The 26,464-nt window shown below is 44.7% G+C and carries 19 protein-coding genes and 1 tRNA gene; 13 read left to right on the top strand and 7 right to left on the bottom strand.

The genetic code is table 11. The annotated features are described in order from the left end of the window. The first annotated feature begins 47 nt into the window (after positions 1-47). A tRNA-Asn gene (locus tag DW096_RS11720) sits at positions 48-121 on the top strand. Positions 122-306: 185 nt separating this feature from the next. Next, positions 307-912, top strand: a complete 606-nt coding sequence (locus DW096_RS11715; RefSeq protein ID WP_009037658.1) for an outer membrane beta-barrel protein — start codon at positions 307-309, stop codon at positions 910-912. A gap of 1 nt (position 913) precedes the next feature. On the opposite strand, the gene DW096_RS11710 is transcribed toward DW096_RS11715, so the two are convergent. The 4 genes from DW096_RS11710 to DW096_RS11695 all read right to left on the bottom strand — a co-directional run bounded on the left by DW096_RS11710 (position 914) and on the right by DW096_RS11695 (position 3,661). Continuing rightward, positions 914-1,618 (bottom strand): ComF family protein, encoded by a 705-nt coding sequence (locus tag DW096_RS11710; protein ID WP_118931203.1) that lies wholly within the window; start codon positions 1,616-1,618, stop codon positions 914-916. A gap of 53 nt (positions 1,619-1,671) precedes the next feature. Continuing rightward, a complete protein-coding gene (locus DW096_RS11705) occupies positions 1,672-2,469 on the bottom strand; it encodes an inositol monophosphatase family protein (protein ID WP_009037656.1) in 798 nt (265 codons plus the stop codon). Between the two features lie 11 nt (positions 2,470-2,480). Then, positions 2,481-2,954 (bottom strand): hypothetical protein, encoded by a 474-nt coding sequence (locus DW096_RS11700; protein WP_057258849.1) that lies wholly within the window; start codon positions 2,952-2,954, stop codon positions 2,481-2,483. A gap of 110 nt (positions 2,955-3,064) precedes the next feature. Then, complete coding sequence (locus DW096_RS11695) at positions 3,065-3,661, bottom strand: DsbA family protein (protein ID WP_057258851.1); 597 nt, start codon at positions 3,659-3,661, stop codon at positions 3,065-3,067. A gap of 410 nt (positions 3,662-4,071) precedes the next feature. Between DW096_RS11695 and DW096_RS11690 the strand changes: the two genes are divergently transcribed. The 4 genes from DW096_RS11690 (at position 4,072) to DW096_RS11675 (ending at position 12,528) form a co-directional block, all read left to right on the top strand. Then, complete coding sequence (locus DW096_RS11690) at positions 4,072-5,205, top strand: hypothetical protein (protein ID WP_133302538.1); 1,134 nt, start codon at positions 4,072-4,074, stop codon at positions 5,203-5,205. A gap of 62 nt (positions 5,206-5,267) precedes the next feature. Next, the gene (locus DW096_RS19565; protein WP_227212844.1) at positions 5,268-9,749 is read left to right on the top strand and encodes a CHAT domain-containing tetratricopeptide repeat protein; all 4,482 of its coding nucleotides are present in this window, start codon (positions 5,268-5,270) and stop codon (positions 9,747-9,749) included. Between the two features lie 10 nt (positions 9,750-9,759). Then, positions 9,760-11,829: a tetratricopeptide repeat protein gene (locus DW096_RS11680; RefSeq protein ID WP_118931109.1), complete on the top strand. Its 2,070-nt coding sequence runs from the start codon at positions 9,760-9,762 to the stop codon at positions 11,827-11,829. Positions 11,830-12,048: 219 nt separating this feature from the next. After that, positions 12,049-12,528 (top strand): DsbA family protein, encoded by a 480-nt coding sequence (locus tag DW096_RS11675; protein ID WP_005830632.1) that lies wholly within the window; start codon positions 12,049-12,051, stop codon positions 12,526-12,528. A gap of 71 nt (positions 12,529-12,599) precedes the next feature. Here DW096_RS11675 and DW096_RS11670 read toward each other — a convergent pair whose 3' ends face one another. Beyond that, positions 12,600-13,091, bottom strand: a complete 492-nt coding sequence (locus DW096_RS11670; protein WP_005830635.1) for a 3'-5' exonuclease — start codon at positions 13,089-13,091, stop codon at positions 12,600-12,602. Between the two features lie 106 nt (positions 13,092-13,197). Here DW096_RS11670 and DW096_RS11665 point away from each other — a divergent pair, with 106 nt between their 5' ends. The 4 genes from DW096_RS11665 to topA all read left to right on the top strand — a co-directional run bounded on the left by DW096_RS11665 (position 13,198) and on the right by topA (position 21,081). Next, the gene (locus DW096_RS11665; RefSeq protein WP_057258857.1) at positions 13,198-13,737 is read left to right on the top strand and encodes an NUDIX domain-containing protein; all 540 of its coding nucleotides are present in this window, start codon (positions 13,198-13,200) and stop codon (positions 13,735-13,737) included. A 104-nt stretch (positions 13,738-13,841) separates the two neighbouring features. After that, positions 13,842-16,886, top strand: coding sequence for a tetratricopeptide repeat protein (locus tag DW096_RS11660; protein WP_120028764.1), 3,045 nt, complete (start codon positions 13,842-13,844; stop codon positions 16,884-16,886). 15 nt (positions 16,887-16,901) lie between these two features. Beyond that, positions 16,902-18,533: a TonB-dependent receptor gene (locus tag DW096_RS11655; RefSeq protein ID WP_005834439.1), complete on the top strand. Its 1,632-nt coding sequence runs from the start codon at positions 16,902-16,904 to the stop codon at positions 18,531-18,533. A gap of 145 nt (positions 18,534-18,678) precedes the next feature. After that, positions 18,679-21,081 carry a type I DNA topoisomerase gene (topA, locus tag DW096_RS11650; protein WP_005834437.1) on the top strand — a complete coding sequence of 801 codons (2,403 nt, stop codon included), beginning with the start codon at positions 18,679-18,681 and terminating at the stop codon, positions 21,079-21,081. Positions 21,082-21,222: 141 nt separating this feature from the next. On the opposite strand, the gene argS is transcribed toward topA, so the two are convergent. Together argS and DW096_RS11640 are read right to left on the bottom strand one after the other, a co-directional pair. Continuing rightward, entirely contained in the window at positions 21,223-23,040 is a 1,818-nt protein-coding gene (gene argS / locus DW096_RS11645; protein WP_005834435.1) for an arginine--tRNA ligase, read from the bottom strand. Between the two features lie 155 nt (positions 23,041-23,195). After that, positions 23,196-23,462, bottom strand: a complete 267-nt coding sequence (locus DW096_RS11640) for an HU family DNA-binding protein (protein ID WP_005830643.1) — start codon at positions 23,460-23,462, stop codon at positions 23,196-23,198. 246 nt (positions 23,463-23,708) lie between these two features. Between DW096_RS11640 and DW096_RS11635 the strand changes: the two genes are divergently transcribed. The 3 genes from DW096_RS11635 to DW096_RS11625 all read left to right on the top strand — a co-directional run bounded on the left by DW096_RS11635 (position 23,709) and on the right by DW096_RS11625 (position 26,456). Next, positions 23,709-24,392 (top strand): rhomboid family intramembrane serine protease, encoded by a 684-nt coding sequence (locus tag DW096_RS11635; protein WP_005830648.1) that lies wholly within the window; start codon positions 23,709-23,711, stop codon positions 24,390-24,392. After that, positions 24,373-25,263: a rhomboid family intramembrane serine protease gene (locus DW096_RS11630; RefSeq protein WP_005834433.1), complete on the top strand. Its 891-nt coding sequence runs from the start codon at positions 24,373-24,375 to the stop codon at positions 25,261-25,263. The genes DW096_RS11635 and DW096_RS11630 overlap by 20 nt, the downstream gene beginning before the upstream one ends. Before the next feature lie 92 nt (positions 25,264-25,355). Beyond that, positions 25,356-26,456 (top strand): endonuclease/exonuclease/phosphatase family protein, encoded by a 1,101-nt coding sequence (locus DW096_RS11625; RefSeq protein WP_005834432.1) that lies wholly within the window; start codon positions 25,356-25,358, stop codon positions 26,454-26,456. The last annotated feature ends 8 nt before the right edge of the window (positions 26,457-26,464 follow it).

The following is a 26,464-nucleotide window of genomic DNA, read 5'->3' as shown; positions in this document are numbered from 1 at the left end:
TCAAAATATCCTATTACTTTTGCAGCGCATTTGAGAAAAAACCATATTCTTCCTTAGCTCAGTCGGTTAGAGCATCTGACTGTTAATCAGAGGGTCCTTGGTTCAAGTCCAAGAGGAAGAGCAAAAAGGTTCGTCAATTAGGCGAACCTTTTTTGTTTTCTCCATCAGCCGCACTTAACGAACAAACGGAAATCTTTCATCTTTCATGAAATTAACATATATTTGTGGAATATTTATAGGGAATTTATCCCGACCTTCTGTCTTTATTTGCAGAGCCATGAAATTTAATTCAAAAATACGACTATAATGAGAACAGCCCTACTCTTTTTAATCATCGGATTGACTGTATGTACATTTTGCAAAGCACAAGACATACCCGTTCTGCCCCAAGAAAAGTTCCGGCACCATGAATTTTCCGTCAGCTATGGTTTCCTGCCCATTACCGATGCCAACAGCATGGCCGAGGAGTGCTTCGCTCCGGTACTGAGTTTCGGAGTTTATACACGCGAAAAGACAAACTACTACGGTGCCCTGAGCATCAGCTACATTTATAGATTCAACCGCAAAATCAGCCTGGGAGTAACCGGAGGAATAACCGGCAACAAAGGGACAGCCAGCAGCCTTTACGAAGCTTTGGATGAAAACACCAAAGACAACCGAAGGTATCTGTATATTCTTCCCACCTTCCGGTGGCACTGGTTTACCCGCCCCAAATTCTCTCTGTATACCTCAGCAGGGCTCGGTGCCTATTTCCTCCGGAACAGTTTTGGAGGAGAAGTCTTTCACAAGACAAAATTCGCTTATCAATTCAGTTTTCTAGGCATCGAATACGGAAGCCGGTTTGCCTTCTTCACAGAATTCGGAGTAGGATATACCGGAACAATCGTAGCAGGCGGCCGTTATCGTTTCTGACTTATGAGGCCGCTACCGCCAGTGTCAATACACTGATGCGCACACCCTCCACTTCCTTGAGCGCATCGGCACAAGCCGTAGTGGTGGCACCGGTAGTCAATACGTCATCTATAATCAGTACATGCTTCCTTGCAAAAGCGTCAGCACGACGCAGACAGAAGATACCGTCCACATTCTCCCACCGTTCATAAGAGGATTTACGGGTCTGCGTTTCCGTATGCCTCATACGGGCAACGGAAGCAGTATCTACGGGAATACCGGTGACAGCGGAAACACCGCGGGCTATACATTCGCTCTGATTGTACCCACGCATTTTCTGCTTACGCGGATGCAGAGGAACGGGGACTATGACATCCACATCACTGAAGAAACCGGTAGCCGACAACTCCGCCGCCATAAACCGCCCCATCACTTCGCCAAGGTCTTTCCTCCCTCCATATTTCAACTGATGGAGAATGCGGCGGAAATCACTCCCTTTATGGTAAAAGAAACAAGATGTGGCATGTTCCAGAGGTATCTTCCCCCAAAACATACGTTCCACCGGATTGTCCTTACGAAGATGATAGTTTGTCCGGGGCATATCCATATTGCACTTCATGCAGATGCCCTCTTCACCCTCTTGCAAGATAGCACCACACACGGCACACTGACGCGGAAAAAAGAGATGGACAAAAGAAAAGAACCAGGTTTTAACTATGTTTTTCATCGTATAGTATTAAAAAAACGGCAACAGAGCAATACACTCCATCGCCTTGTTTGCTATAATGGCAAGACCTCACCTGCCAGCTTCAAGAACAACGGATGCAGCAGTCCGTTAGTGGCAATGATATGATGTCCGTCCAAAAAGGCGTCACTACCGCAAAAGTCAGTGATTCTTCCACCAGCCTCCAGCACCATCAGCGCCGCCGCAGAAAAGTCCCATTTGCCGATAAACGCCTCAAGCCAGGCATCAAAACGTCCGGCAGCCACATAGCAGATGGCAAGCGCAGCGGAACCGGTCATGCGGATGCCTGCCACACGCCCGTAAAGTTCATGAATCAAATGCTCACCGGTACGTGCATACCGGTCGGAATTATAAGGGAGTTCCGTCACTACAAAGGCATCCTCCACCTGCTGGACAGACGAGACCTCCATCCGTTCTCCATTCACATAAGCGCCACCTCCCTGCCAGGCATAAAAACATTCATCCCGGCAAGGGTCATAAACAACTCCCAGCAACAAAGAATCCTTGTCGCGCAAAGCGATGCTGACACAATAGGGAGCATTATCATGAATATAATTCGTTGTCCCATCCAACGGGTCCACTACCCAACAGTAGGGTTCATCGTGATAGACAGCAGAACCTTCCTCGGCTATAAATCCAGCCTCGGGAAGAAGTTCCCGAAGCGCAGCCACCACCCGCTTCTCCGACTCCTTGTCTACATAAGAGACATAATCATGGGCTTGTTTCTTCTGTACCGCTTCCCGGCTGAAGTTTTTCCGCTCTTCTTTCAAGAAATATCCGGCTTCACGGGCTATGCAGCAGACAGACTCTGTCAATATCTTCAAATCCTCCATTTCTCTACATATTAGTTCCCCGCAGCCTCTTCTGCCTGCCGGTAAATAAGCCGACCGCGCTGGCTGACCGTCCATCTTCCATCTTCCAAACGCACATTCTTTGTATCATCATCTTCCACATTCCAAACATATCCCCCCGCAGGAAGGCCACGGCGCTCCAGAATCTCATTCGGCATTTCTTCTTCCGAAAAGAACAGTTCCACTTGGGTAGAATCGGGACTGAGCACCAGAAACAACATCTTCTCCGCATCATCCACAGCGTTCATACGGACTCCTTTTTCCCACAGACGGATACAGTCTTTCTGAACCTCACTCCAGGTATATCCGGCAGATGCAATGCAACCATGCTTATCCTTATCACCACCAACGACATGTACCGTATCGGCTTGTCCAGCAACTTCCGCAGTCTTTCCACTCTTGCTACCACAAGCCACAAACAGTGCTCCGGCACATAGCAAGCACATAGATGTTCCTCTTACATTCATCTTTTCTCTTTTTAATTGCTTTTTGTTTGACAAAGTTAAGAACAAATCGGCAATTTAAAAAGTTTCTTTTTCATTATCATCAGTGCTCCGGCAGTATATACTAAGATTAATCAAGGCTTGAGATATACCACTGTCTTTCCACTACCATATTTACGGATGATCCCTTCTTCAAGAAATAGATTCAAATCCGCCACAGCCTGATGCTTCGCCCTTCCTGTCTGTTGTTCATAATCCGCACGGGTGATACAACCATACTTATCCAAATGTTGCAGTAGTTTTTGCTTTCGTTCCTCCTGAGTCAATTTAGAGTGGGAGACGTAAGGAGACGCTTTCCGTTCCAACCCCATCGTCTGAAAGCGTTTGCGGAATTTACTACCGATACGCAAATTCACATTCCGGAAATGCACGGACGGAGAGCGGATATCCTTTTTATCTGTCACAGTCTTGTCACACTTCAAGGACAAGGAGAAGAATCCCAGTTCGCCCACCTCCACAATCCATCCATCTGCCAGCCAGCTGTACAGTTCGTCCGTTATAGCCTGTAAAGTGCCGTCAAGGATGGCTGGACTGAAACCTGTAGCTTTGTGAACCAGTTCACGGAATTTGTCGGCAGGGATGGTCCCTTTGGGAAGGATACGTGCATGAAGCAAAGAGGCTTCACCATTTTCGTCCGGAGGACTCTGGTATAAATCATAATAAGCGCTCATAAGACATTAATGTATTGATTAGACAATTATAATCTTTGAATCAACTTTAATAAGTTATCCTTTCAGTAATTTTTCTTCGTTGCACCAGAGTCGTCTCTTCGTTAGACTATTGTTTAACGAAACGGCAACCATGATACAACGTAAAGACAAGCCTGCTTTAACGAATTAAAATCAGCCTTCAAAGGTAATGATAAAAGTAAAGTGAAAAATAAAAAAGGCATATTTCTATATTAAAGAAGAATATTTGTCACACTTAATCCCATTTTAAAACCGCATAACCACAGATACATCGCCAATAGTACATTTACATTCTAAACACTTTTGCAAAGTCCGTCACATTCCTATAAATTTGTAAAATACATGACAGTGATAGTGCATACGCAAATAATAATAACATAACTCTTTAATAGATGAAAAAGCCATCATTTCTTTTAATATTCTTGCTAAGTTCCATAACAGCATTGGCACAATCAGTAAAGTATGAAACATTCATTTACAGCAGTGACGACTTAGCAGATGAAATTCAAAGTTTATGTGAAGAAAGAAACTCTACCCGCAGTTATGTGGGAGATTTATTCAATGCCAGCAAAGAATCGGCTAAAGGTATTGCATCTGGTTACGTGACGTCCTTCATTGATTTGGGAGTAAATGCCATAGGCTCCTTGTTGACACGAAACTCGCGCCTAAAAGAGGAATGGGAGGAAACCGTCCGCAGTGAAAATGTATATACCACCCAAATCAGCACTGTATCGGAAATGAACGACTTCTATAAAGAAACTTCGTTCGATGGAGCGTTAGACCCCAAAGGCATGAGATTCGACGGAATAGGATGTTTGCGGAAAGAGGGTAATGATACTGTTTTTTATATCTCATGCCACATTGACCGAAGTAAAATCAGCCGTATCATAAACCACTCCAAATTTGAGCTGGCACTCGACACACTGATTATCTGTCCAACCCGTTCCAATTTGCCTAACTCCGTCTTAGACATTCCTTTTTCATTTGAAGAAAGGAAAAACTTCTGTCTCTCTATGACCATGAAGCTTACCTCATCTTGGATGAACGAGATTGTACAATTACAAAAGGACCAGGAATTAGGGGAGTTTTCATTGGAAATACCTGTCGATTCGAGCCAACTTGACAAGAATGGATTCTTTCGTTATGTACGGGAAGAGAACGAAACTCCCAAATACAAAATCAGAGGCGAAAGCTTCATTGTCCCTCGTTCTTATATGGGCTTCCGCGATGAAAACGATGAATACCGCATCAGCTTCGGTACCGGAGAATACAAGCTATCCATAGAATTGAAAGAGACTTGTGACATAACAGAACAATATCGCAAGAACTGGAAAAGAGACCGGAAACAAAGAAAAGCAATGGAACCTTCGGAAGACATATTGACGCGCAGCTGGCAGGTAGTATCCAGCCAACAATGGAATGAGCTGACCAAGCAATGGGTTATTACAACACTGAAAGCACCGGCAGACATCATTACCCAGGATGTAATAGATAAGTTGGGGTTTGAAGCAGAAACGAGATACTAAAACTTTCGTTATCTCGTCATGCGAAAATGCCATCAAGACAAAATACAATAATCAATCGGCGTATGAGACGAATTTTCTTTACCCTAAGTTTATTTATATGCATATATAGTCATTCACAAAATAAACAGGCACTGCTCAAATCAGATTCTCTCTTTGCCAAAGGGGTGGAGCTTTATAACCAAAAGGATTATAAAGCTGCCATTCCCCTATTTACTGAAAGCGATAAAATAGACAAAGCAGAACTTGATTCGACGAGTAACCGCAGGGAGTATTCGGCAATGTGGCTGGGGAGTTGTTACTATAAGCTGGGAGAAATACAAACAGCCCAAAAACATTACCAATATTACACTATTATTCCTGTAGACAGACGCTTGACCGTTCTATCGGATTCCCTTTCAGCCATCGGAGAGAAGTTCTTGTCAGAAGGCAATTTAGAAGCAGGAATTTCTGCAATAAAAGAGTGTGGAAAAAGTGAAAAAGAATGCATAGGAGAAAACCATCCATTCTATGGCAATACCTTAACTAATTTATTACCGTTATTTTGCATAACGGAAAATATTAAAGAAGCCACTACCTGCATTAAAGAAATCGTCCCCATCTATTTAAAAAATCCTGAATGGGGGAAGAAAATTGCCAACAACATCATACCCTTCGTCTTAGCTGTAAGAAACAAAATAAATTTCGATGATATCAAAGACATCATTGAAATTAACGATGCCGCAGCATTATTTGCCGAACCCTCAATGAATGCTCCTTTTAGTAGCGCAAATGACAGTATTTACGGGCTCATTATTCAGGCAGGCATAAATTTGCTTACCAATACCAACGACATTAACGGTGCTATAGAATTCGGTGAAGAAGCGTTGAAGAAAATTTCGGGACTTAACCGTAAGGGAAATGCAAACGAATATATCATAGCAACTTCTTTGGCAACATTATATGCGGGTAATATACTTATTCCGCAACCTTATGAAGTCAGAAAAAAAGGGTTAGCGCTATATCAAAGAGCATTAGACATCGCTTTAGAGAACTATGGGGAATACTCTGTGGAAACAGCGACGATTTATTTAAAACTCGGAAACTATTATATGAGAATGGAAGAAGAGCGTAGTTTTGACAAAGCCAAACACTGGTTACATAAAGCCTTCAACTCCAGACTCATTGATTCACTCTCCACAAATAAATATCAAACCAAGCAACTGATAGAGATATTTGCCAGCTCTTATCCTTTATTCAGTATCTTAAATGACGAAGAATACTTCCTGCAAACTGCAAAAAAAATCACTCAAACAAACAGCTTCAGCTTTTGTGAGAATCATCTGTTAATGGAGAGTATGGCAGAGGCTTATAAAGCATACAACATTGGAAAATACGACAAAGCTATTTCTATTTATCAGCAGCTTATAAATTGTTGTCCAGAGAAACAGAGCAAACAATGTTTATCATACATAAAGAGCAAAGCCTTTACTGAATATTTAAATCAAGAATATGATAAAGCAATAGCCGATTATCTTAGCATAAAAGATATTATGGCAGATAAAACAGTTGAGCCATCTATCTCTGCATATGCCCAAATGTTAGATTTACTATCTAACTGCTATCAAAGAATCAATGATTCTATACAATCCCGGAAATATGAGGACTTATCTTTAAAATTGAGAGAAGAAGCTATCCAAACCAATGACGGTGGAAATCCATACTACTTTTTTCAAGACAAACTAAGTGATATAGACAATATCATAAACATCTATGACACTAGGCGAGATTTTCGAAAATCAATAGATTTCCTGAAAATTAAGATAGATTCTATAATGAACCATACAGAAATACCCGATAAGAACATGGTATCGAACAACTATAGGCGAATAGGTGACAGATACGTATACTTATATGATTCGGAAAATGCACATCGGTACTTAAATAAAGCGATGACAATGATAACCGATACATTAGATGGGTATACATATGGAGGATTATTACATTCTTTTAGTCAGCTGTATAAAAAAGTATCCATAGAACCAGAGCTATCTCTACAACATAGTTTACATTCTGTTCAAGTTATGTCCGATTTTCTAATACGTAGTAAAGACAAACTCATGGCAAATCAAATTCAAGTGGAATTTGATATGATATGCAATACATGGGATAAATGCTATGAGTTATTTGACTATTTAGGGAATAGTTCAGACGCTCTTGCATGTTTGGATAAAAAAATGGACTTCATTGTTTCCATCAAAGGGAAAAAGCATCCTATGTATATACGGACAAAGTCGTATAAAATCAATAAAATGTTTCTACAATATGCATTCTCTGAAGAACGTGACATACAGAAATGCAGAGCACTCAATGATTCGTTATTGGCTATATTGGAACATAATAAAAACGATGTATACTATGATTATTCTGATATTGCAATGCATTATAGCATTATGAAAGACACCACAAATGCTATTCTATATCACAAGAAACACCTTGAAGAACTAAAAAGAGAACTATCCCCAAATCATACCAATAATGAGCGCTATATTGAAACCCTAACTGATATTGCCGAGCTGGAAGGTGAAGAGAACTACATAAAACAATTAAAAAATAATGTAGCCAAGAGTTCACAAATAGGGGAGTTAAGAAATTTACACTTCTGGTCATTATGCCGTCTGGCAGAACTATATCGCGACAAAGGAGAGTTGGCCACGGAGCAACAATATTGGGAAAAAGCTATCTCAGCAGATATCCATAACGAATATATCGGAAACGTATTTAAGTCCCTATTCGACAATTATATGAAACAGAATAAAGAAGACAGGCTACTTGCTTATTTCCGTCAAGGAACAAACGCTATAACAAACCGACTCAAAGAAAATTTTCGTAATGCCACAGAAGCAGATAGAGAACGTATTTGGGAGGATTATAAGCAAATTCCATATACATTAGGAGAATACCTATTATACAGATACCATCAAGGTATTTCGCCCGGAGAAGTCTACAATAACCTCCTCTTCCGAAAAAACATTCTATTGAATTCTTCAATCAGTGCCATTAACCTTATAAAACATGAAGGAGACAGCCTCTTGATAAAAAAATACGAAAGAATGTTATCTATTGAACAGGAGTTGGACAGAGGAGATTCATATATTCAAGAAGGGAACCGAAAAATTTCAAAAGAACAAGCTAAAAAAATTGCTGACAGATTCAACACTGAAATTATGCAAAGAGCTGCTATATTAGGAGATTTCACAAAAAGCCTGGAGTGCTCATGGCAAGATATTCAGAAAGAATTAAAGCCGCAAGATTTAGCCGTTGAGTTTACTTGTTTTCCTATAGGAAAAGACAGTATCATGTATGCTGCTATCACTCTAAAAAGCAAAGGGATGCCACAATTTATTCCACTGTGTGAACAAAAAAGCATAGAAGAAATAACTGATATTTATTCAACCTCCACTCTCTACAACTTATTATGGAAACCCATACTGACTTATTCAGGAAATCTCCCTAATATATATTTCACGCCTGACGGCATACTACATAACATTGGCATAGAGTACACCATGGCAGACAGCATCCCTCTACAAGAAAAATATAATTTGTACCGCCTCTCGTCTACCAGATTATTGGCACAAAATAAAAATAGAAATAACACAAAAAAAGCGATATTATACGGTGGTCTCCAATATGATGCAGATTCTGTGTCACTTATAAAAGAACATTTGAAATATGCAACAAGAAGTTATTCTCCAAATTTGGACACAATTGTAATTGATTCCCTTACTTTAAGAGGAGGTGTCTCCTACTTACCAGCTACTCTGACAGAGATAAAAAACATTCATGCTTCAATGCAACAAATCAATATCCAATCGGAACTTTATTCTGAACTGCAAGGTACTGAAGAATCATTCAAGTCATTATCAGGAAAACAAATAGACATATTACATATAGCAACGCATGGATTCTACGTGAACCAAAAGAGGTCTTCAGAATCCCCTCATACCTCAATAAACAAAGGAATGTCTAAAGAGAGTTCCTCTTTAAAACGAAGTGGATTATTGATGTCCGGAGCCAATATTGCTCTTAAAAAAGGTGCAAATTTAAAAGACGTTGAAGATGGAATACTTACAGCCCAAGAGATCTCCACTTTAGATTTACGAGGATTAGAACTAGCCGTTCTTTCAGCTTGCCAAACCGGCATAGGAGATATAGCAGGTGACGGTGTATTTGGCTTGCAGCGGGGTTTCAAGAAAGCCGGAGCCAACACTTTATTAATGAGTCTTTGGAAAGTAGACGATAACGCCACGCACTTACTGATGACTGAATTCTACAAAAATCTGTTAGCAGGAGAAAGTAAGTTCGAATCCTTACGCAAAGCACAGAAATATGTACGTGACTACGAAGAGGAAATTGAAATTACTCCAAACAAACGCTGGGAATCGCAAATCAGACAAAAAATGAATAAAAGCAAAGAGCCTGCTCCTCAAAAAATAAAGAAAATAAAGAGATATGCCTCCCCCTATTACTGGGCTGCATTCATTTTATTGGACGCAATTGATTAACTCTTAATTTATGAAAAACATGAAAAATTATTTAATGTGCATATTCCTTGCCGTATTTACTATCAGTATTTACGGGCAAAACCACAAGAATGCTGCGGACTATAGGACAGATGCAATAAATGGAAACGCGATTGCACAATTCTATCTCGGACAGAGCTACTTTAGGGGATGGGGTATAAAACCTGATACCATACAAGCCGTTTATTGGTGGCGAAAGTCGGCTGAGCAAGGAGATCCTACTGCACAAAACAATATGGGTGTAGCCTATAGTAATGGCTGGGGAAATTTAACCCAAAATAAAGAAACAGCCATCTATTGGTATAAAAAAGCGGCTGAAAAAGATTTGGCTCTATCACAAAAGAACCTTGGACGCATATATGAAGACAAAGAAAACTATGAAGAGGCTTTTATCTGGTATAAAAAAGCCGCCGAACACAATAATAGCCCGGAATCTTATTATGCACAAAGCCGCTTAGCCTATTTACTGAAAAACGGGTTAGGAGTCACAAAGAATTACCCCGCCGGAATAGCATGGACAAAACGAGCAGCTAAAAACGGGAATGCAAGCGGACAGATTTCGCTTGCAATCTCTTATGAATACGGCATAGACAACATCTTGAGAAAAGATGGGAATTCAGCGTTATATTGGTACAAAAAGGCTGCTCTCAACAAAGACATTGGAGAACTCCAGAAGTCTATAGCAGAAGCTGCCATAGAAAGATTGGAAGAAGCGGGATTCAACGGACAGAATACTCTCCTCAAAATGATACCGGACTATAAACCATTCTACACTGCACCTTCGGAAAGTGAACAGAAAAGCATGCATGAATCTGTTCGCAATAGCACGGTAGAGTGGGGAAAAACAATAGGAGGGGAGGCTTCTCTAGGACAAACCCAAAATGATGAAATAAATGGATTCAGGGTAGAATTCAAAGAAGATAATATTAAAATTGGCTTTACTAAAAACTCAGAATTCACTTTATTCATCTATATTCAAGAAGATGACATAATAGTTAAAAATGGCTCTGAAAATGGTGTAGAATACAACCGAAACACCGGAAAACCGTATATGCTGCTCCGCCCCTACAGTTATGAAATAGAAGCCAAAGAATATCCCGGACAAATATTTGAACGGACAAACTACACAAACGGGAATAAATATTGGGGAGAAACCTATAATGGACAACGCCACGGATACGGCATTCATATCTGGGAAAATGGGAATATGTGGTTCGGCCCTTGGAAGGATGGTGAAAGAAATGGATACGGCGCTTACTTTGATATTACGGCACACACCATTCAGTCAGGAAAATGGATTGGAAATGAATTGATAGCCGGTACTTCTTATATCTGTAAAGAAAAAGCGGAACCGGTTCTTCCAGCCAGAACCAGAACCGTTTCAAAACCATTTTCCTATAGCGGTACTGTTCGCTATATAAATTTACCGACCAGCTCATACATGTCATACATCACAGAAGCCATCAACAAATGGGGGAAATGCCGTACCGGAGCAATCACTATGTATGGAGCAGGAGTAGGAGTGTATGGGAATAGTGGATATGCCTACACCGGCAGTACTCCCAGCAAGCTTAAGAAACGTATAGAAGAAGCCAACAGCAGCAATGCTGAAATAACAGACATCAACATCACTGAAAATGGCAACTATGTAATTATCTTAGGCGGTTCAGGGTATTGGACTCTTGGTTATCCGGATGCATTCCTCAAAAAACTGGAACAATATCGTACAGGAGATTTAAGAGACGACAATATTCTTTCGGTCTGCTTCAATGATAGAGGAGAATGGGTAGTTATCACGGACAAGCATTACAGCTATTCAAATGAAACCATCAAAAATTTCATACTGAAAGCCGAAGAACTATACGAAGAGGTTTACTATGCCTATATTACCAATTACGGGATGATAGCTTGCTGCAAAAACGGAGTATATTACAAAAACATTCCATCCAATTTGGCAGAGGCATTGAAGAAACTCACATTCAAACCCAAAGTCATCAAGTTTACAGACAATGGATTGTACTTGATTACAGATGGAGAATCACAAAATTATTATTTTATGTAATCACTCATTTTTTTTAAATATAGGCAATAGGTTATAGCATAGGACTTTCCATGTCGTCAAATGGCTAAATACAACGTTAAAAAAAGTCGTTCAGTCCCGTTAAAGCACCATGCCGTTTTTAAGTGTTGTAACTTCGCACCGTGGTCACAAAGAAACAGGTCTCGCTAACTGACGAGTGAACGAAACCGCAAGTAACAACCATTAAAAACAAAAAACATTATGGCATTTCGTTATGTAGTAAAAAAGAGAATGGTAGGCATTGGTACCAAAACCGAGAAGTATGTAGCTGCTTCTTATTCCGTAGCAAATATTGATTTTGATAGATTATGCGACCAGGTGACCAGTCAAGGGATGGTGCCAAGAGGTATCGTAAAAGCCGTATTGGACGGTATGATTGACGCGCTCTGCACCTATGCCAGCATCGGTGCAACCGTACGGCTGGGAGACTTCGGAAGCCTCCGACCGGGATTGAACGGCAAAAGCCAGGAGGATGCAAAGTCTGTAACGGCTGATGTCGTTTACCGCCAGAAACTGATTTTCGTGCCGGGACAACGTTTGAAGAACATGATGAAACAATCGGGCATCACACGATTGGTAACCGGCTCTGAAATCGTGCCGGACAATGAAGAAAATCCCGGAGGAAACGAAAGCGGAGGCGGCGGCAATGATGGTGACCAAGGTGAAAATCCATTAGGATAAACTGATAGAGTTTTATCAAGGAAACAAACAATTCCACAGAGGAGGCTTCATGACAAGTCTCCTCTGTTTATTTATATGACCTGTTTCGCTATCCATGCACAAGCCTCAGCATCAGCCAACGCATGATGATGATGTTCCAACTGATAGCCACAGCAAACAGCCACTGTATGCAACTGATAGTTAGGCAATCCCTTTATAGCACGACGTGATGCCTGCAAAGTACAATAAAACTCATAATCCGGATAATCCATGCAGTAAGTACGGAAAACAGCTTTCAAGCAGCTTTCATCAAAGGCCTTGTTGTGCGCTACCAATGGCAAGCCTTCAATGCGTGGAGCTATTTCCTGCCACACAACGGGAAAGATAGGAGCATCCTGGGTATCTGCCAACGTCAGACCATGCACGCGGGTATTCCAATAAGTGTAATACTCCGGTTCGGGACGGATGAGGCTATAATAATGGTCCACAATCTCTCCATCACGTACGATAACCACTCCTACACTACAAACGCTGGTACGCTGTTCGTTGGCCGTTTCAAAATCAATGGCAGCAAAATCTTTCATCCGATATGGTTTTATAGTCGCCAAAGATACGAAAAATTCACTCTGTTCCTTTCATTCTACACCTGGTTTCCATTATCTTTGTCCCCCGGACAAAGGCTAAAATATCATGGAACATCCACTTTCGCAATTCAAATATTGTCCGAAATGCGGTTCAGCCCATTTCGAAGTTCATAACGAGAAGTCGAAGCAGTGCGCCGACTGCGGTTTCGTCTACTACTTCAACCCCTCTTCCGCCACCGTCGCCTTGATACTGAACGAGCGCGACGAGCTACTGGTGTGCCGCCGCGCCAAAGAGCCTGCCAAAGGGACGCTGGACCTCCCCGGAGGCTTCATCGACATGACCGAGACCGGAGAGGAAGGCGTTGCCCGCGAAGTAAGAGAAGAAACCGGCATGAAGGTGGCAAAGGCCGAATATCTCTTCTCCCTGCCCAATATTTACATCTATTCCGGCTTCCCCGTACACACGCTGGATATGTTTTTCCGTTGTACGGTGGAGGACACCTTGCACTTCAAGGCGATGGACGACGCGGCAGACCTCTTCTTCCTCCCCTTGAAAGATATCCGTACGGAAGAGTTCGGGCTCGGCTCCATCCGCAAAGGAGTGGGTATCTTCCTGGAAGACATGTGGAAGAACAAAAGCGAATGATTATTCGTTCCTATTATGGTATATATCCTAAAAAAGCCAAACAAGTGTAACATTTCCGGGTTAAAACCCGTATTTTTGTAAAATACCTATTCTAACAAAAGAAGATGAAACATAAAATCTCCCGAATATTGTGCACAGCACTCTGTTGCGCACCTTTACTCGCCTCAGCACAAACAAGCGAGAAGAGTACTTCTCCCAAGCGACTCTACCAAGAAGGACAAACGCTGTTCCAGCAAAAGGCCTATGCTGCCGCCATCTCCCCGTTGCAAGCCTATGTACGCCAGATGAATGCAGACGGCAAGCCTCTGCCCGATACCGGCGAGCGGCAAGAAGCGGAATACATGCTGGTATGCGCCGCATACGAGCTCAGAGACCCCAAAAGCATAGACCTGCTCCGTGCCTTCCTGGACGAATATCCCGATACTCCCCATGCCAACCGCATCTACGCCCTGATTGCCTCCGCCTACTTCTTCGAAGGCAATTATGACGATGCCCTCGCCATGTTCAACTCCGTCCGCCTCGACCTGCTGGGTTCCGAGGAGCGAGACGACATGACCTACCGCCTTGCCACCTGCTACCTGAAAACGGGCAACGTAAAGGAAGCAGCCATCTGGTTCGAGACGCTACGTAGCACCAGCCGCAAGTATACAGCGGACTGTGCTTACTACATCTCTTATATCCGATATACCCAAGGACGGTATGACGAAGCGCTCAGCGGTTTCCTGCCTTTGCAGGACAATGCCAAATACAAGGACTTGGTTCCCTATTACATCGCCGAAATCTATCTGTTGAAGAAGCAGTACGACAAGGCGGAAATCGTGGCGCAGAATGCACTGTCAGCCCATCCCGACGGTCTGAGCTACACCCACACGGCGGAGCTGAACCGTATCCTCGGTACAGCCGAATACCATTTCGGGAAGTATCACGAAGCCGTAAAGTCCTTCGGACAATATATAGAACACAATGCCGAATCTGCCGCTCATAGAAGGGATGCCCTTTACATGCTGGGAATGTCCTATTATCAATGCGGCGTGTATTCGCAAGTCCCCTCCGTCCTCGGCAGAGTGACTGCCGAAAACGATGCCCTTTCGCAGAACGCATACCTGCACATGGGACTGGCTTATCTGCAACTGGCAGACAAGACCAAAGCGCGTATGGCCTTCGAGCAGGCTGCCGCCTCCAACGCCGATATGAAAGTCAAGGAACAAGCCGCCTATAACTACGCCTTATGCATTCACGAGACCTCCTATTCCGCTTTCGGCGAATCGGTGACCGTCTTCGAGAAATTCCTGAACGAGTTCCCGAACTCTCCTTATGCCGAAAAGGTCAGCAACTACCTGGTGGAAGTATACATGAATACACGCAGCTATGATGCCGCACTCAAGTCCATCGACCGTATCTCCCATCCCAGCAAAGCCATTCTGGAAGCCAAACAAAAGATTCTGTTCCAACTCGGGACCCAGTCTTTTGCCAACACGCAGTTCGAACAAGCCATCGGTTACTTCAACCAAAGCGTCACGTTGGGGCAATACAACCTCCAGACCAAGGCAGACGCCCTCTACTGGCTCGGCGAGTCTTATTACCGCCTGAACCGGATGAGAGAAGCTGCCCGCAATTTCAACGAATATCTGTCACTCACCCGGCAGAGGGATACGGAAATGTTTGCCCTTGCCTACTATAACCTGGGCTACATCGCTTTCCACCAGAAAGACTATTCGACGGCAGAGAACCGTTTCCGCAACTTTGTCCAACTGGAGAAAGGCGAAAACCCGACCGCATTGGCAGATGCCTACAACCGCATCGGTGACTGTAACCTGCACGTCCGCCGTTTCGAGGAAGCCAAGCAATACTACGCCAAAGCCGAGAACCTGAACACTCCCGCCGGAGACTATGCCGTCTATCAATTAGCACTGGTATATGGCATGCAGAAAAACTATACGGAAAAGGTGAGCATGCTGGACCGACTTGCAGCCAAATATCCCAACTCGCCCTACGCCATCAATGCCCTCTACGAGAAGGGACGCTCCTACGTACAGAGCAACAACAGCCGCCAGGCTATCGCCACCTTCCGCGAGCTGCTTGCCAAATACCCCGAAAGCCCCGTCAGCCGTAAAGCCGCCGCCGAAATCGGTCTGCTTTACTACCAGAACGATGACTATGACCGTGCCATAGAAGCCTACAAGCATGTGGTCACCCAATATCCCGGAAGCGAGGAAGCCCGCCTTGCCATGCGCGACTTGAAGTCCATCTACGTAGATGCCAACCGCGTGGACGAGTTTGCCGCCCTTGCCGCCCAGATGCCGGGAGAAATCCGCTTCGAACCCAGTGAGCAAGACTCGCTGACTTACATCGCTGCCGAAAAAGTATATATGAAAGGCGAAGCCACACCTGCCAAAGAGAGCTTCACCCGTTATCTGCAAAGTTATCCGGGAGGCGCTTTCAGCCTGAATGCACACTACTACCTCTGCGTCATAGGCAAAGAGCAGAAAGATGACGAGGCGGTATTGGAACATGCCGGAAAACTGCTGGAATACCCCGATAACCCATATTCTGAAGAGGCTTTGCTGATGCATGGAGAAATTCTGTTCAACCGCCAGCAATATGCCCTGGCATTGGCCGACTACAAGAAATTGCAGGCCAAAGCCACCACGGCAGAGCGCCGCCAGCTTGGCGCTATCGGTGTACTGCGCTGTGGAGCACTGATGCATGATGATGCGGAAGTCATCAACGCCGCCACAGCCTTGCTTGCCGAAGCCAAGCTGTCTCCGGAGCTCCGGAACGAGGCGTTGTACTACCGTGCCAAGGCATACCTCAACCAGAAAGCCGACAAGAAGGCAATGGATGACCTTCAGCTGCTGGCCAAAGACACCCGTACCCTTTATGGAGCCGAAGCCAAATATCTGGTGGCATTACAATGGTACAATGCCGGTAATTATGCCTCTGCAGAAAAGGAAATCCTTAATTTCATCGACCAAAGCACACCGTATGCCTACTGGCTGGCACGCAGTTTCATCCTTCTGTCTGATGTATATGTAGCCATGGACAAGAAGCTCGATGCACGCCAATACCTATTGAGCCTGCAGCAGAACTACCAGGCCGACGACGATATAGCAAGCATGATTAACGAAAGACTGGAGAAATTGAAGTAAGAAATATAGCACATTATGAAAAAGATACAATATATCCTCGCAGGAACTATGCTTGTCTCCCTCTCTTTGGGAGCACAAGCCCAGACACAACCCCAAGACACCACCATGAACCGTACGGTAGTCGTGGAACAAGAATATAATCCGGACATCATGGATGCCTCCAAAGTGAACGTGCTTCCCAGGGTGGAACCTCCTACCGTCAGCAAAAAGGCGGTGGAATATGACGCCACCCTGATGCCGGCAACCCAAATCCCCGCAGGTATCATGCAAGCCTATACCGGAAAAGAGACGCAGGCGAAAGCGCTGCCCGGATATGTACGCTTGGGATACGGTAACTACGGTAACCTCGATGTACGCGCCAACTACCTCTTCTCTTTATCCCCCAAAGACCGCCTCAACCTGACATTCACAATGGATGGCATGGATGGCAAACTGGACTTGCCGGATAATGGCGGGAAGTGGAATTCATTCTACTACCGTACCCATGCTGCCATGGATTATGTACATGCCTTCAGCAAAGTCGATTTGAATATTGCCGGAAAGTTCAACCAAAGCAATTTCAACTTCCTGCCCGACTTCGTCAGCAACAAGCAGAAATTCGTTTCGGGTGATGTACATTTCGGGGTAAGTTCCACGAGCGACGATATGCCTCTCCAATTCCGTGCCGAAACCAGTTTGTTGGTCTACCAGCGCCAACACGACCTCATGGTGAGCAATATCAAAGAAAATATCGTGCGTACCAAAGCCGATGTCACCGGTTCCATCTCCGATGAGCAGACCATCGGCATGGCTTTTGCCATGGACAATACATTCTACAGCGACGGACGTTTCGAGAATCACACCGACGTAGACTTCAATCCATACTATCTCTTTCAGAATGACGACTGGAAAATACGTCTCGGCGCACACGTCGACCTGGCTTTCGGCTTCGGCAAGAAGTTCCGCGCCGCTCCCGACGTAGAAATACAATACATCTTCTCGGACAGCTACATCCTCTACGCACAAGGTAAGGGAGGACGGCTACAGAACGATTTCCGCCGTCTGGAAACCATTACGCCTTATGGCATTACAAACCAGCAGCTTGACAATACCTACGAACAGCTCAACGCAGCCATCGGCTTCAAGGCAAGTCCGGTCAGCGGATTGTGGTTCAACCTATACGGCGGGTATCAAGATTTGAAAAACGACCTGATTGACACTCCGACTGTCAAGTCCGACGGGATAAGCAATGTTTTCCTCACAGAAGACACCAAGAACCTCTATGCCGGAGCCGACCTGAGCTACAACTACAAGGATGTTTTCTATCTCGCCGCCAATGCCGTCTATCGCCATTGGACAACGGACTCAGACGGTTCTGATGTCGTAGTAAGTTTCAAACCGGCCGTAGAAGGCAATCTCAATCTCAAGGTACGCCCCATCTCCCCACTGCTTGTCGGCATCGGCTATCAGCACATCTCACGCCAAGGCGTGGAGGGCAACAAGGCAGACCCCGTCAGCAATCTCTATCTAAACGGCAGCTACGAACTCTTCAAAGGAATCTCCGTGTATGCGCGCGTGAACAACTTGCTGAACAAAGATTACCAGTACTACTGGGGATACCCTTCAGAAGGTCTCAGTTTCTTAGGTGGAGTAAGCTTCCTCTTTTAATAGAGGTAGCACAAGCCGAAGCTCTAATTTGAACAAAAAAGGTCATTTTTGCTAAATTCTCCTTATATTATAAGGTGGGAAGAATCTTTTTTTCCTACTTTTGCGGGCGAATTCAGTGGCGGGAGTCACTAAAAAACAGAAATTTATGCAGAAAAACCTTGTCATAGTCGAGTCTCCGGCGAAAGCAAAAACCATCGAGAAATTCCTTGGAAAAGATTTCAAAGTCCTTTCCAGCTACGGCCATATACGTGATTTGAAGAAAAAAGAATTCAGTATTGACGTAGACAAAGACTTCAAACCGCATTACGAGATACCGGCGGATAAAAAGAAACTCGTAACCCAGTTGAAAGAAGAAGCCGAGCAGGCAGAAACCGTATGGCTGGCTTCCGATGAGGACCGCGAAGGGGAAGCCATCGCATGGCACTTGTACGAAGTGCTGAAACTGAAACCGGAACACACCAGACGTATCGTCTTCCATGAAATCACCAAAGGTGCCATCCTGAAAGCGATAGAAAATCCCCGTGACATTGACATCAACCTGGTCGATGCCCAGCAAGCCCGACGTATCCTGGACCGTATCGTAGGTTTTGAACTTTCACCGGTATTGTGGAAGAAAGTGAAACCTGCCCTTTCTGCAGGCCGTGTACAGTCCGTAGCCGTCCGTCTCATTGTAGAGCGCGAACGCGAGATACATGCATTCCAAACCGAAGCATCCTACCGTGTTACCGCCGTATTCCTCGTTCCGGACACTGACGGCAAAACAGTGGAAATGAAAGCCGAACTGGCGCACCGGCTCAAGACAAAGGCAGAAGCCCGGAAATTGCTGGAGAGCTGTAAAGCAGCCACGTTTACCATCAGCGACATCACTACCCGTCCGCTGAAGAAAACTCCCGCAGCCCCGTTCACCACCTCTACCTTACAGCAGGAGGCTGCCCGCAAACTGGGCTTCACCGTGGCACAGACCATGATGGTGGCGCAACGTCTGTACGAATCCGGATTGATAACCTACATGCGTACCGACTCCGTCAACCTTTCCGAACTTGCCGTCAACGCCAGCCGTGAAACCATCTCCAACCTGATGGGCGAACGTTACGTACACAACCGCCACTTCGCCACCAAGACCAAAGGAGCGCAAGAAGCCCACGAAGCTATCCGCCCCACCTATATGGAGAATGCCAAGATAGAAGGTACCCCGCAGGAAAGAAAGCTGTACGACCTCATCTGGAAACGTACCATCGCCTCGCAGATGGCAGATGCCGAAGTGGAAAAGACAACCGTAACCATTGCTATCAGCAACGAGACGGAGACTTTCACTGCAACCGGCGAAGTGGTGAAATTCGACGGTTTCCTCCGTGTCTACCGCGAATCATACGATGATGACGTAGAAACCCAGGAAGATGAGGCACGCCTACTGCCCCCTCTGAAAAAAGGACAGAAGCTCGAACATGAAGGTATCACCGCTACCGAACGTTTCACCCAACACCCTCCCCGCTACACGGAAGCAAGCCTTGTGCGCAAATTGGAGGAACTGGGTATCGGACGTCCGTCTACCTATGCTCCTACCATTTCCACCATCCAGCAACGCGAATACGTGATAAAAGGAGAAAAAGCAGGTGAAGAACGCACCTACAATGTGCTTAACCTGCAGGGTAATGAAATAACGGACAACAACCATACAGAAATCACCGGAGCCGAAAAGTCAAAACTGATGCCGACAGACACCGGTATTGTGGTCAATGACTTCCTGATAGAGTACTTCCCGGACATCCTTGACTACAACTTCACAGCGAGCGTCGAAAAGCAATTCGACGAAATAGCCGAAGGTGACAAGCAATGGACCGCCATTCTGAAAACATTCTATAAGAAATTCCATCCTTCGGTGGAGAACACGCTTGCCGCGAAAACCGCCCACAAGGCAGGCGAACGGATTCTAGGAACAGACCCCGTCAGCGGAAAACAAGTGTCTGTAAAAATCGGACGTTTCGGCCCAGTAGCACAGATAGGTACTGCCGAAGATGAGGAAAAGCCCCGTTTCGCCCAGGTAAAAAAAGAAATGTCCATCGAGACCATTACGCTGGAAGAAGCGCTGGAGCTGTTCAAACTTCCCCGTACTCTCGGAGAGTACGAAGGCAAGAATGTAGTCGTAGGTGCGGGACGTTTCGGACCTTATATCCAGAACAACGGCTTGTATGCCTCATTACCCAAGACAATGGACCCGATGACTGTTACGCTGGAAGAAGCTATTGAACTTTTGCAAAAGAAACAAGAAGCAGAAGCCCAGAAACATATCAAGAAGTTTGAGGAAGAACCGGAACTGGAAATCCTGAATGGACGCTATGGCCCTTACATCGCTTATAAAGGCAGCAACTACAAGATTCCTAAAGACATCATCCCTCAAGACCTGAACCTTCAGGCTTGTCTGGAAATTGTGAAACTGCAAAGCGACAAGGATACGGGCAAGTCTAAGCGGACTGCAAAGGCGGTGAAAGCAACGAAAACGACTAAAACAACCGCCAAGGCAACTGCCAAAACAAGCAAGACAAAATAGGACTTAGTCTACACGTATAAAATGGGAGAAAGGAGACGATAATTTAAACTTCTATTATTTCTACCACAAGAATAAATATTGCACTATAAAAAAATAAGCCCGAAGAAGTATCCTCGGGCTTATTCTTTTATAGTACAATGTTTACATCCTATCCGGCACCTCAATTCCCAGCAATCCCATACCTAAGCGTACCACCTTGGCTACATTCTCGGACAATGCAAGGCGGAATACCTTCACTGCTTCGTTCTCCTCACGCAAAATGCTGAAGTCATGGTAGAACTGATTATATTCCTTCACAAGGTCATACGTATAGTTTGCAATGATGGACGGACTGTAGTCCTCACCTGCCTGCTTCACAATAGCGGCAAAGTCGGCAACCATCTGTATCAGTCCCTCTTCCTTCTCACTCAGTTCAATGCCGGCAGGCAACTGGGCAGGGATTTCGATACCGGCCTCTTTTGCCTTGCGGAGAACAGACTGGATACGTGCATAAGTATATTGGATGAACGGCCCCGTATTACCATTAAAGTCGATGGACTCTTTTGGATTGAATGTCATGTTCTTGCGGGCATCCACTTTCAGGATGAAGTACTTTAAGGCACCCAGACCAACGATACGGGCGATATTGTCTGCCTCTTCCTTTGTCAGACCATCCAGCTTACCCAGTTCATTGCTGGTTTCCTTGGCTGTATCAATCATCTCCGCCATCAAGTCGTCAGCATCAACTACTGTACCTTCGCGGCTCTTCATCTTGCCCTCGGGAAGTTCCACCATACCGTAAGAGAAGTGCACCAACCCTTTACCCCATTCGAAGCCCAGTTTGTCGAGCAGGATGGACAATACCTGGAAATGGTAATTCTGTTCGTTGCCTACCACATAAATCATCTTGTCGATGGGATAATCTGCAAAGCGGAGTTTGGCAGTACCTATATCCTGCGTCATGTAGACGGATGTACCGTCCGCACGCAACAGTAGCTTGTGGTCCAACCCCTCACCCGTGAGGTCTGCCCATACAGAGCCATCTTCTTTCCGGTAGAAGAAGCCTTTCTCCAGGCCCTCCATTACCTTCTCCTTACCTTCGAGGTACGTGTTTGATTCGTAATATATCTTATCAAAAGTTACACCCATCATACGGTAAGTCTCGTCAAAACCTGCATACACCCAGTCGTTCATCTTCTTCCAGAGCGCACGTACTTCCGGGTCATTGGCCTCCCACTTTACCAGCATTTCACGAGCCTCCTTCATCAAAGGAGATTCAGCTTCCGCCTTGGCTTTGGCTTCTTCCTCATTCATGCCTTCGCTTTGGAACTTGGCCATCAGTTCTTTCACTTCCGCTTTATAATGCTTGTCGAAGGAAACATAGTAATCGCCAATCAAGTGATCTCCCTTCTTGCCGGATGATTCGGGAGTTTCACCATTTCCGTACTTCTGCCATGCCAACATGGACTTGCAGATATGAATTCCACGGTCATTGACAATATTTGTCTTTACTACCTTATTACCGTTGGCAGCCACTATATTAGCCAGCGCATTTCCTAAAAGATTATTGCGTACATGGCCCAAATGAAGCGGTTTGTTGGTGTTGGGAGAAGAATACTCAATCATCACCAATGGAGAGTTGTCAGTAACAGCCACGATACCGTACTGCTTGTCCGCATGAATGCCATTCAACAATTCTATCCACGCAGAGGAGGCAATGGTCAGGTTCAGGAAGCCCTTGATGACATTAAATGCTGCAACCGAAGGCTCGTTTGCCTGCAAGTATTCACCGATTTCCTGGGCCGTCTGCTCCGGTCCTTTCTTGGACATACGGAGAAAAGGGAATACAACCAGCGTGAGGTGTCCCTCAAATTCTTTCTTGGTTTTCTGCAACTGCACTTGTGCGGCAGGAACATCCTGTCCGTAAAGCGCTTTCAGTCCGCCGATGACGGACGATACCAGTTTCTGTTCTATATTCATGATTCAAATGTATTTTCCTGCGTGCAAAGATAGCGTAAACCGAAATCAGTACAAAACAAGCAGGCTTGTTTTTATGGCCTCACAAGATATTCAACATACAAAGAGGGGACGCTCCTTGTAAAACGTCCCCTCTTTGTATGTTGAGTATACTGTTCTTATTCAGCTGTCAATTCCGTACCTGGTTTGAATTTAACAACTTTCTTTGCAGCAATCTCGATAGGCTTTTTAGTAGAGGGGTTGATACCCATACGCGCTCCTCTTTCCACCACACTGAAAGTTCCAAAACCAACCAATGATACTTTATCACCGGCCTTCATTGCCTTAGTGACTGATGCGATAAATGCATCCAATGCTTTCTTTGAATCAGTCTTTGACAAACCAGACTCCGCTGCCATAGCGCTAATAAGTTCCGCCTTATTCATAATGCTTAAAATTAATTAATATGTTACACAAAAGATATTTTTACTTTTCATCACAAACCTCCACAAAAATAGAGCAATATTTCTGAATATCAAATAAAAACATTAAAAAAATATTGGAAAACAACGAAAAAGAAGGAATAGAATCTGCTTTTTCTGTTATAGAACAGAATTTATTCGTATTTTTGCCGGAGAAAGCAAAAACAGGCAACTGTTTTTGAACTGTAAAATGAATTGAAACAACAGATTATGAATACTATACCTACTGTAACCAAGAACCTTTTAATCATTAATGTGCTGATGTTTCTGGGTACCATCGTCGCCCAAAGCTACGGCATCGACCTCGCCCAATATCTGGGATTGCATTTTTTCCTTGCCGAAGATTTCAATGCAGCACAATTGATAACATATATGTTCATGCACGCCGGATTCGCGCACATATTTTTCAACATGTTTGCTGTATGGATGTTCGGACGTATTTTAGAGCAGGTATGGGGGCCAAAACGATTTCTGTTCTACTATCTGGTGTGCGGTATAGGAGCCGGAATTATCCAGGAGGTGGTACAGTATATTCATTATGAGACAGTACTTTCCGCCTATGACAGCGTAAATACTGGCATGGCCATCATCCCGATGGAGGAATATCTCAATATGATGACTACCGTGGGAGCTTCGGGAGCAGTATACGCCATTCTGCTGGCATTCGGCATGTTGTTCCCCAACCAGCAAATGTTCATCTTCCCGTTACCGGTTCCCATCAAGGCCAAATATTTTGTTATCGGATATGCCTTGATTGAACTTTATGCCGGATTTGCAAACAGTGCAGGAGACAATGTGGCTCACTTCGCACATCTGGGTGGTATGGTATTCGGCTTTATCCTAATTATGTACTGGAGAAAAAAGAATAGAGGAAATGGCTACTATTATAACTGATTTGAAAGAAACCTTCCGTAGGGGGAACATTTATATCCAACTGATTTACATCAATGTAGCGGTATTCATACTTACTACGCTAACCGAAGTCATGTTCCAGTTGTTCAACCGGAGTATAGCAGGCGTATTCGAATGGTTGGAACTGCCGGCATCAGTCCTACGCTTCATCCTGCAACCATGGTCACTACTGACATATATGTTCATGCATGCAGGATTCATGCACATTCTTTTCAATATGCTGTGGCTTTACTGGTTCGGTGCACTGTTCCTGAGTTTCTTCTCTGCAAAGCATCTCCGGGGTGTATACATTCTGGGAGGAATTTGCGGCGGTCTGCTCTATATGGCCGCCTATAACATTTTCCCGTATTTCCGTCCCATGACAGACTATTCTTTCATGCTGGGCGCTTCTGCCTCTGTACTTGCCATTGTAGCCGCCACCGCCTATCGCGAGCCCAACTATCCGATACGGCTACTGCTGTTCGGAACCATCCGGCTGAAATACCTGGCACTCATCGTTATAGGCACCGATTTACTGTTCATCACCTCCAGCAATGCCGGTGGACACATCGCACATTTAGGAGGTGCGCTGGCAGGGGTATGGTTTGCCGCCAGCCTCAGCAAAGGTAGTGACCTGACCTCATGGATAAACAAATGTCTGGATACCTTAGTTTCCATCGTCAGCTTCAAACCTAGAAAGCCGAAAATGAAAGTACACTACGGTACTGGCAAACAAAAAGATTATGATTACAACGCACGGAAAAAAGCCCAATCCGACGAGATAGACCGCATTCTCGACAAATTAAAGAAATCGGGATACGAAAGCCTTACTACAGAGGAAAAGAAAAGCTTGTTCGACGCGAGTAAACGTTAAACCAATGGAAAATGGAAAACGGAAAATGAAAAATGAGAATATAACCGCCACTCTTATTTTCAGTTTTCACCTTTCAATTTTCAACTGTTATAATGAAGCATCTCGGTAATTTTGTCGCTCTCCTGATTTTAGCGGTCAATGCCTTATTTACGGGCCTATTACTGTTCACCGCCTATAGTCCGCACATCCAGCCGGTCACACATCCGGTGCAATCGTGCCTGGGGCTGACATTTCCCGTGTTCCTGATGATAAATGCCGGCTTCCTCATTTTTTGGCTGGTCATCCAGCGCTATAGGTCGGCTTTGCTGCCCCTAATAGGGATGTTGCTCTGCTATTCGCAGATACGCACCTATCTGCCCATCAACTTCCATACAGACCACTTACCGGAAACAAGTATCAAACTGCTCTCCTACAACATTATGGGATTTGACGGTGCCGCCAAACAAGATGGCAAAAACCCGATATTGACCTATTTGAAGGAAAGTGGCGCCGATATCCTCTGTCTGCAGGAATATTCCACAGTACAATCCTCAAAGCATCTTTCGCAAAAAGACGTAGAGCGGGAACTCAAGGCATATCCATACCACCGCATCAACACAGTGGGTAGCGGAAAGGGACATACCAACAAGATAGCATGTTACTCTAAATTTCCGATTCTCTCGTCACGCATATTGGATTATCCCAGCGAATACAACGGTTCGGTACTCTATGAAATCAAGATTGGGGAAGACACGGTTACCCTCATCAACAATCATCTGGAGTCCAACAAGCTGACCAAAGCCGATAAAGTCGTGTACGAAGACATGCTGAAATCTCCCGAAAAGGAAAAAGTGAAAAGCGGCGCACGCCTGCTCATACGCAAGCTGGCAGAAGCATCGGCCATCCGTGCCCCGCAAGCTGACACTATTGCACATGAAATAGCCGCTTCACCGCATCCTTACATTATTGTATGCGGCGATTTCAACGATACCCCCATCTCCTATACCCACCGCACCATCGCCCAGGATTTGGACGACGCATTCACCCAATCAGGACGGGGGCTGGGCATCTCCTACAACCAGAACAGATTCTATTTCCGGATAGACAACATACTGACAAGCAAGAACCTGAGAGCCTACAATTGTACAGTAGACCGTTCCATCAAAGAGTCAGACCACTATCCGATATGGTGCTATATCACTAAGAGATATTGAAAATTAAT

The sequence above is a fragment of the Bacteroides sp. AM07-18 genome, from assembly GCF_003602695.1.
Classification (GTDB): Bacteria; Bacteroidota; Bacteroidia; order Bacteroidales; family Bacteroidaceae; genus Bacteroides; species Bacteroides uniformis.
The sequence above is the reverse complement of the archived record's forward strand: the minus strand, read 5'-3'. Positions and strand labels throughout refer to the sequence as shown.

Excerpts from the sequence above, each read along its gene's own strand:
- DW096_RS11665 (WP_057258857.1), top strand. The coding sequence starts at position 13,198 with ATGGAACATCCACTTTCGCAATTCAAATATTGTCCGAAATGCGGTTCA.
- DW096_RS11630 (WP_005834433.1), top strand. The coding sequence starts at position 24,373 with ATGGCTACTATTATAACTGATTTGAAAGAAACCTTCCGTAGGGGGAAC.
- DW096_RS11675 (WP_005830632.1), top strand. The coding sequence starts at position 12,049 with ATGGCATTTCGTTATGTAGTAAAAAAGAGAATGGTAGGCATTGGTACC.
- DW096_RS11710 (WP_118931203.1), bottom strand. The coding sequence starts at position 1,618 with ATGAAAAACATAGTTAAAACCTGGTTCTTTTCTTTTGTCCATCTCTTT.
- DW096_RS11640 (WP_005830643.1), bottom strand. The coding sequence starts at position 23,462 with ATGAATAAGGCGGAACTTATTAGCGCTATGGCAGCGGAGTCTGGTTTG.
- DW096_RS11655 (WP_005834439.1), top strand. The coding sequence starts at position 16,902 with ATGAAAAAGATACAATATATCCTCGCAGGAACTATGCTTGTCTCCCTC.
- DW096_RS11690 (WP_133302538.1), top strand. The coding sequence starts at position 4,072 with ATGAAAAAGCCATCATTTCTTTTAATATTCTTGCTAAGTTCCATAACA.
- DW096_RS11695 (WP_057258851.1), bottom strand. The coding sequence starts at position 3,661 with ATGAGCGCTTATTATGATTTATACCAGAGTCCTCCGGACGAAAATGGT.
- DW096_RS11680 (WP_118931109.1), top strand. The coding sequence starts at position 9,760 with ATGAAAAACATGAAAAATTATTTAATGTGCATATTCCTTGCCGTATTT.
- DW096_RS11715 (WP_009037658.1), top strand. The coding sequence starts at position 307 with ATGAGAACAGCCCTACTCTTTTTAATCATCGGATTGACTGTATGTACA.
- DW096_RS11700 (WP_057258849.1), bottom strand. The coding sequence starts at position 2,954 with ATGAATGTAAGAGGAACATCTATGTGCTTGCTATGTGCCGGAGCACTG.
- DW096_RS19565 (WP_227212844.1), top strand. The coding sequence starts at position 5,268 with ATGAGACGAATTTTCTTTACCCTAAGTTTATTTATATGCATATATAGT.
- DW096_RS11625 (WP_005834432.1), top strand. The coding sequence starts at position 25,356 with ATGAAGCATCTCGGTAATTTTGTCGCTCTCCTGATTTTAGCGGTCAAT.
- DW096_RS11635 (WP_005830648.1), top strand. The coding sequence starts at position 23,709 with ATGAATACTATACCTACTGTAACCAAGAACCTTTTAATCATTAATGTG.
- topA (WP_005834437.1), top strand. The coding sequence starts at position 18,679 with ATGCAGAAAAACCTTGTCATAGTCGAGTCTCCGGCGAAAGCAAAAACC.
- DW096_RS11670 (WP_005830635.1), bottom strand. The coding sequence starts at position 13,091 with ATGAAAGATTTTGCTGCCATTGATTTTGAAACGGCCAACGAACAGCGT.
- DW096_RS11705 (WP_009037656.1), bottom strand. The coding sequence starts at position 2,469 with ATGGAGGATTTGAAGATATTGACAGAGTCTGTCTGCTGCATAGCCCGT.
- DW096_RS11660 (WP_120028764.1), top strand. The coding sequence starts at position 13,842 with ATGAAACATAAAATCTCCCGAATATTGTGCACAGCACTCTGTTGCGCA.
- argS (WP_005834435.1), bottom strand. The coding sequence starts at position 23,040 with ATGAATATAGAACAGAAACTGGTATCGTCCGTCATCGGCGGACTGAAA.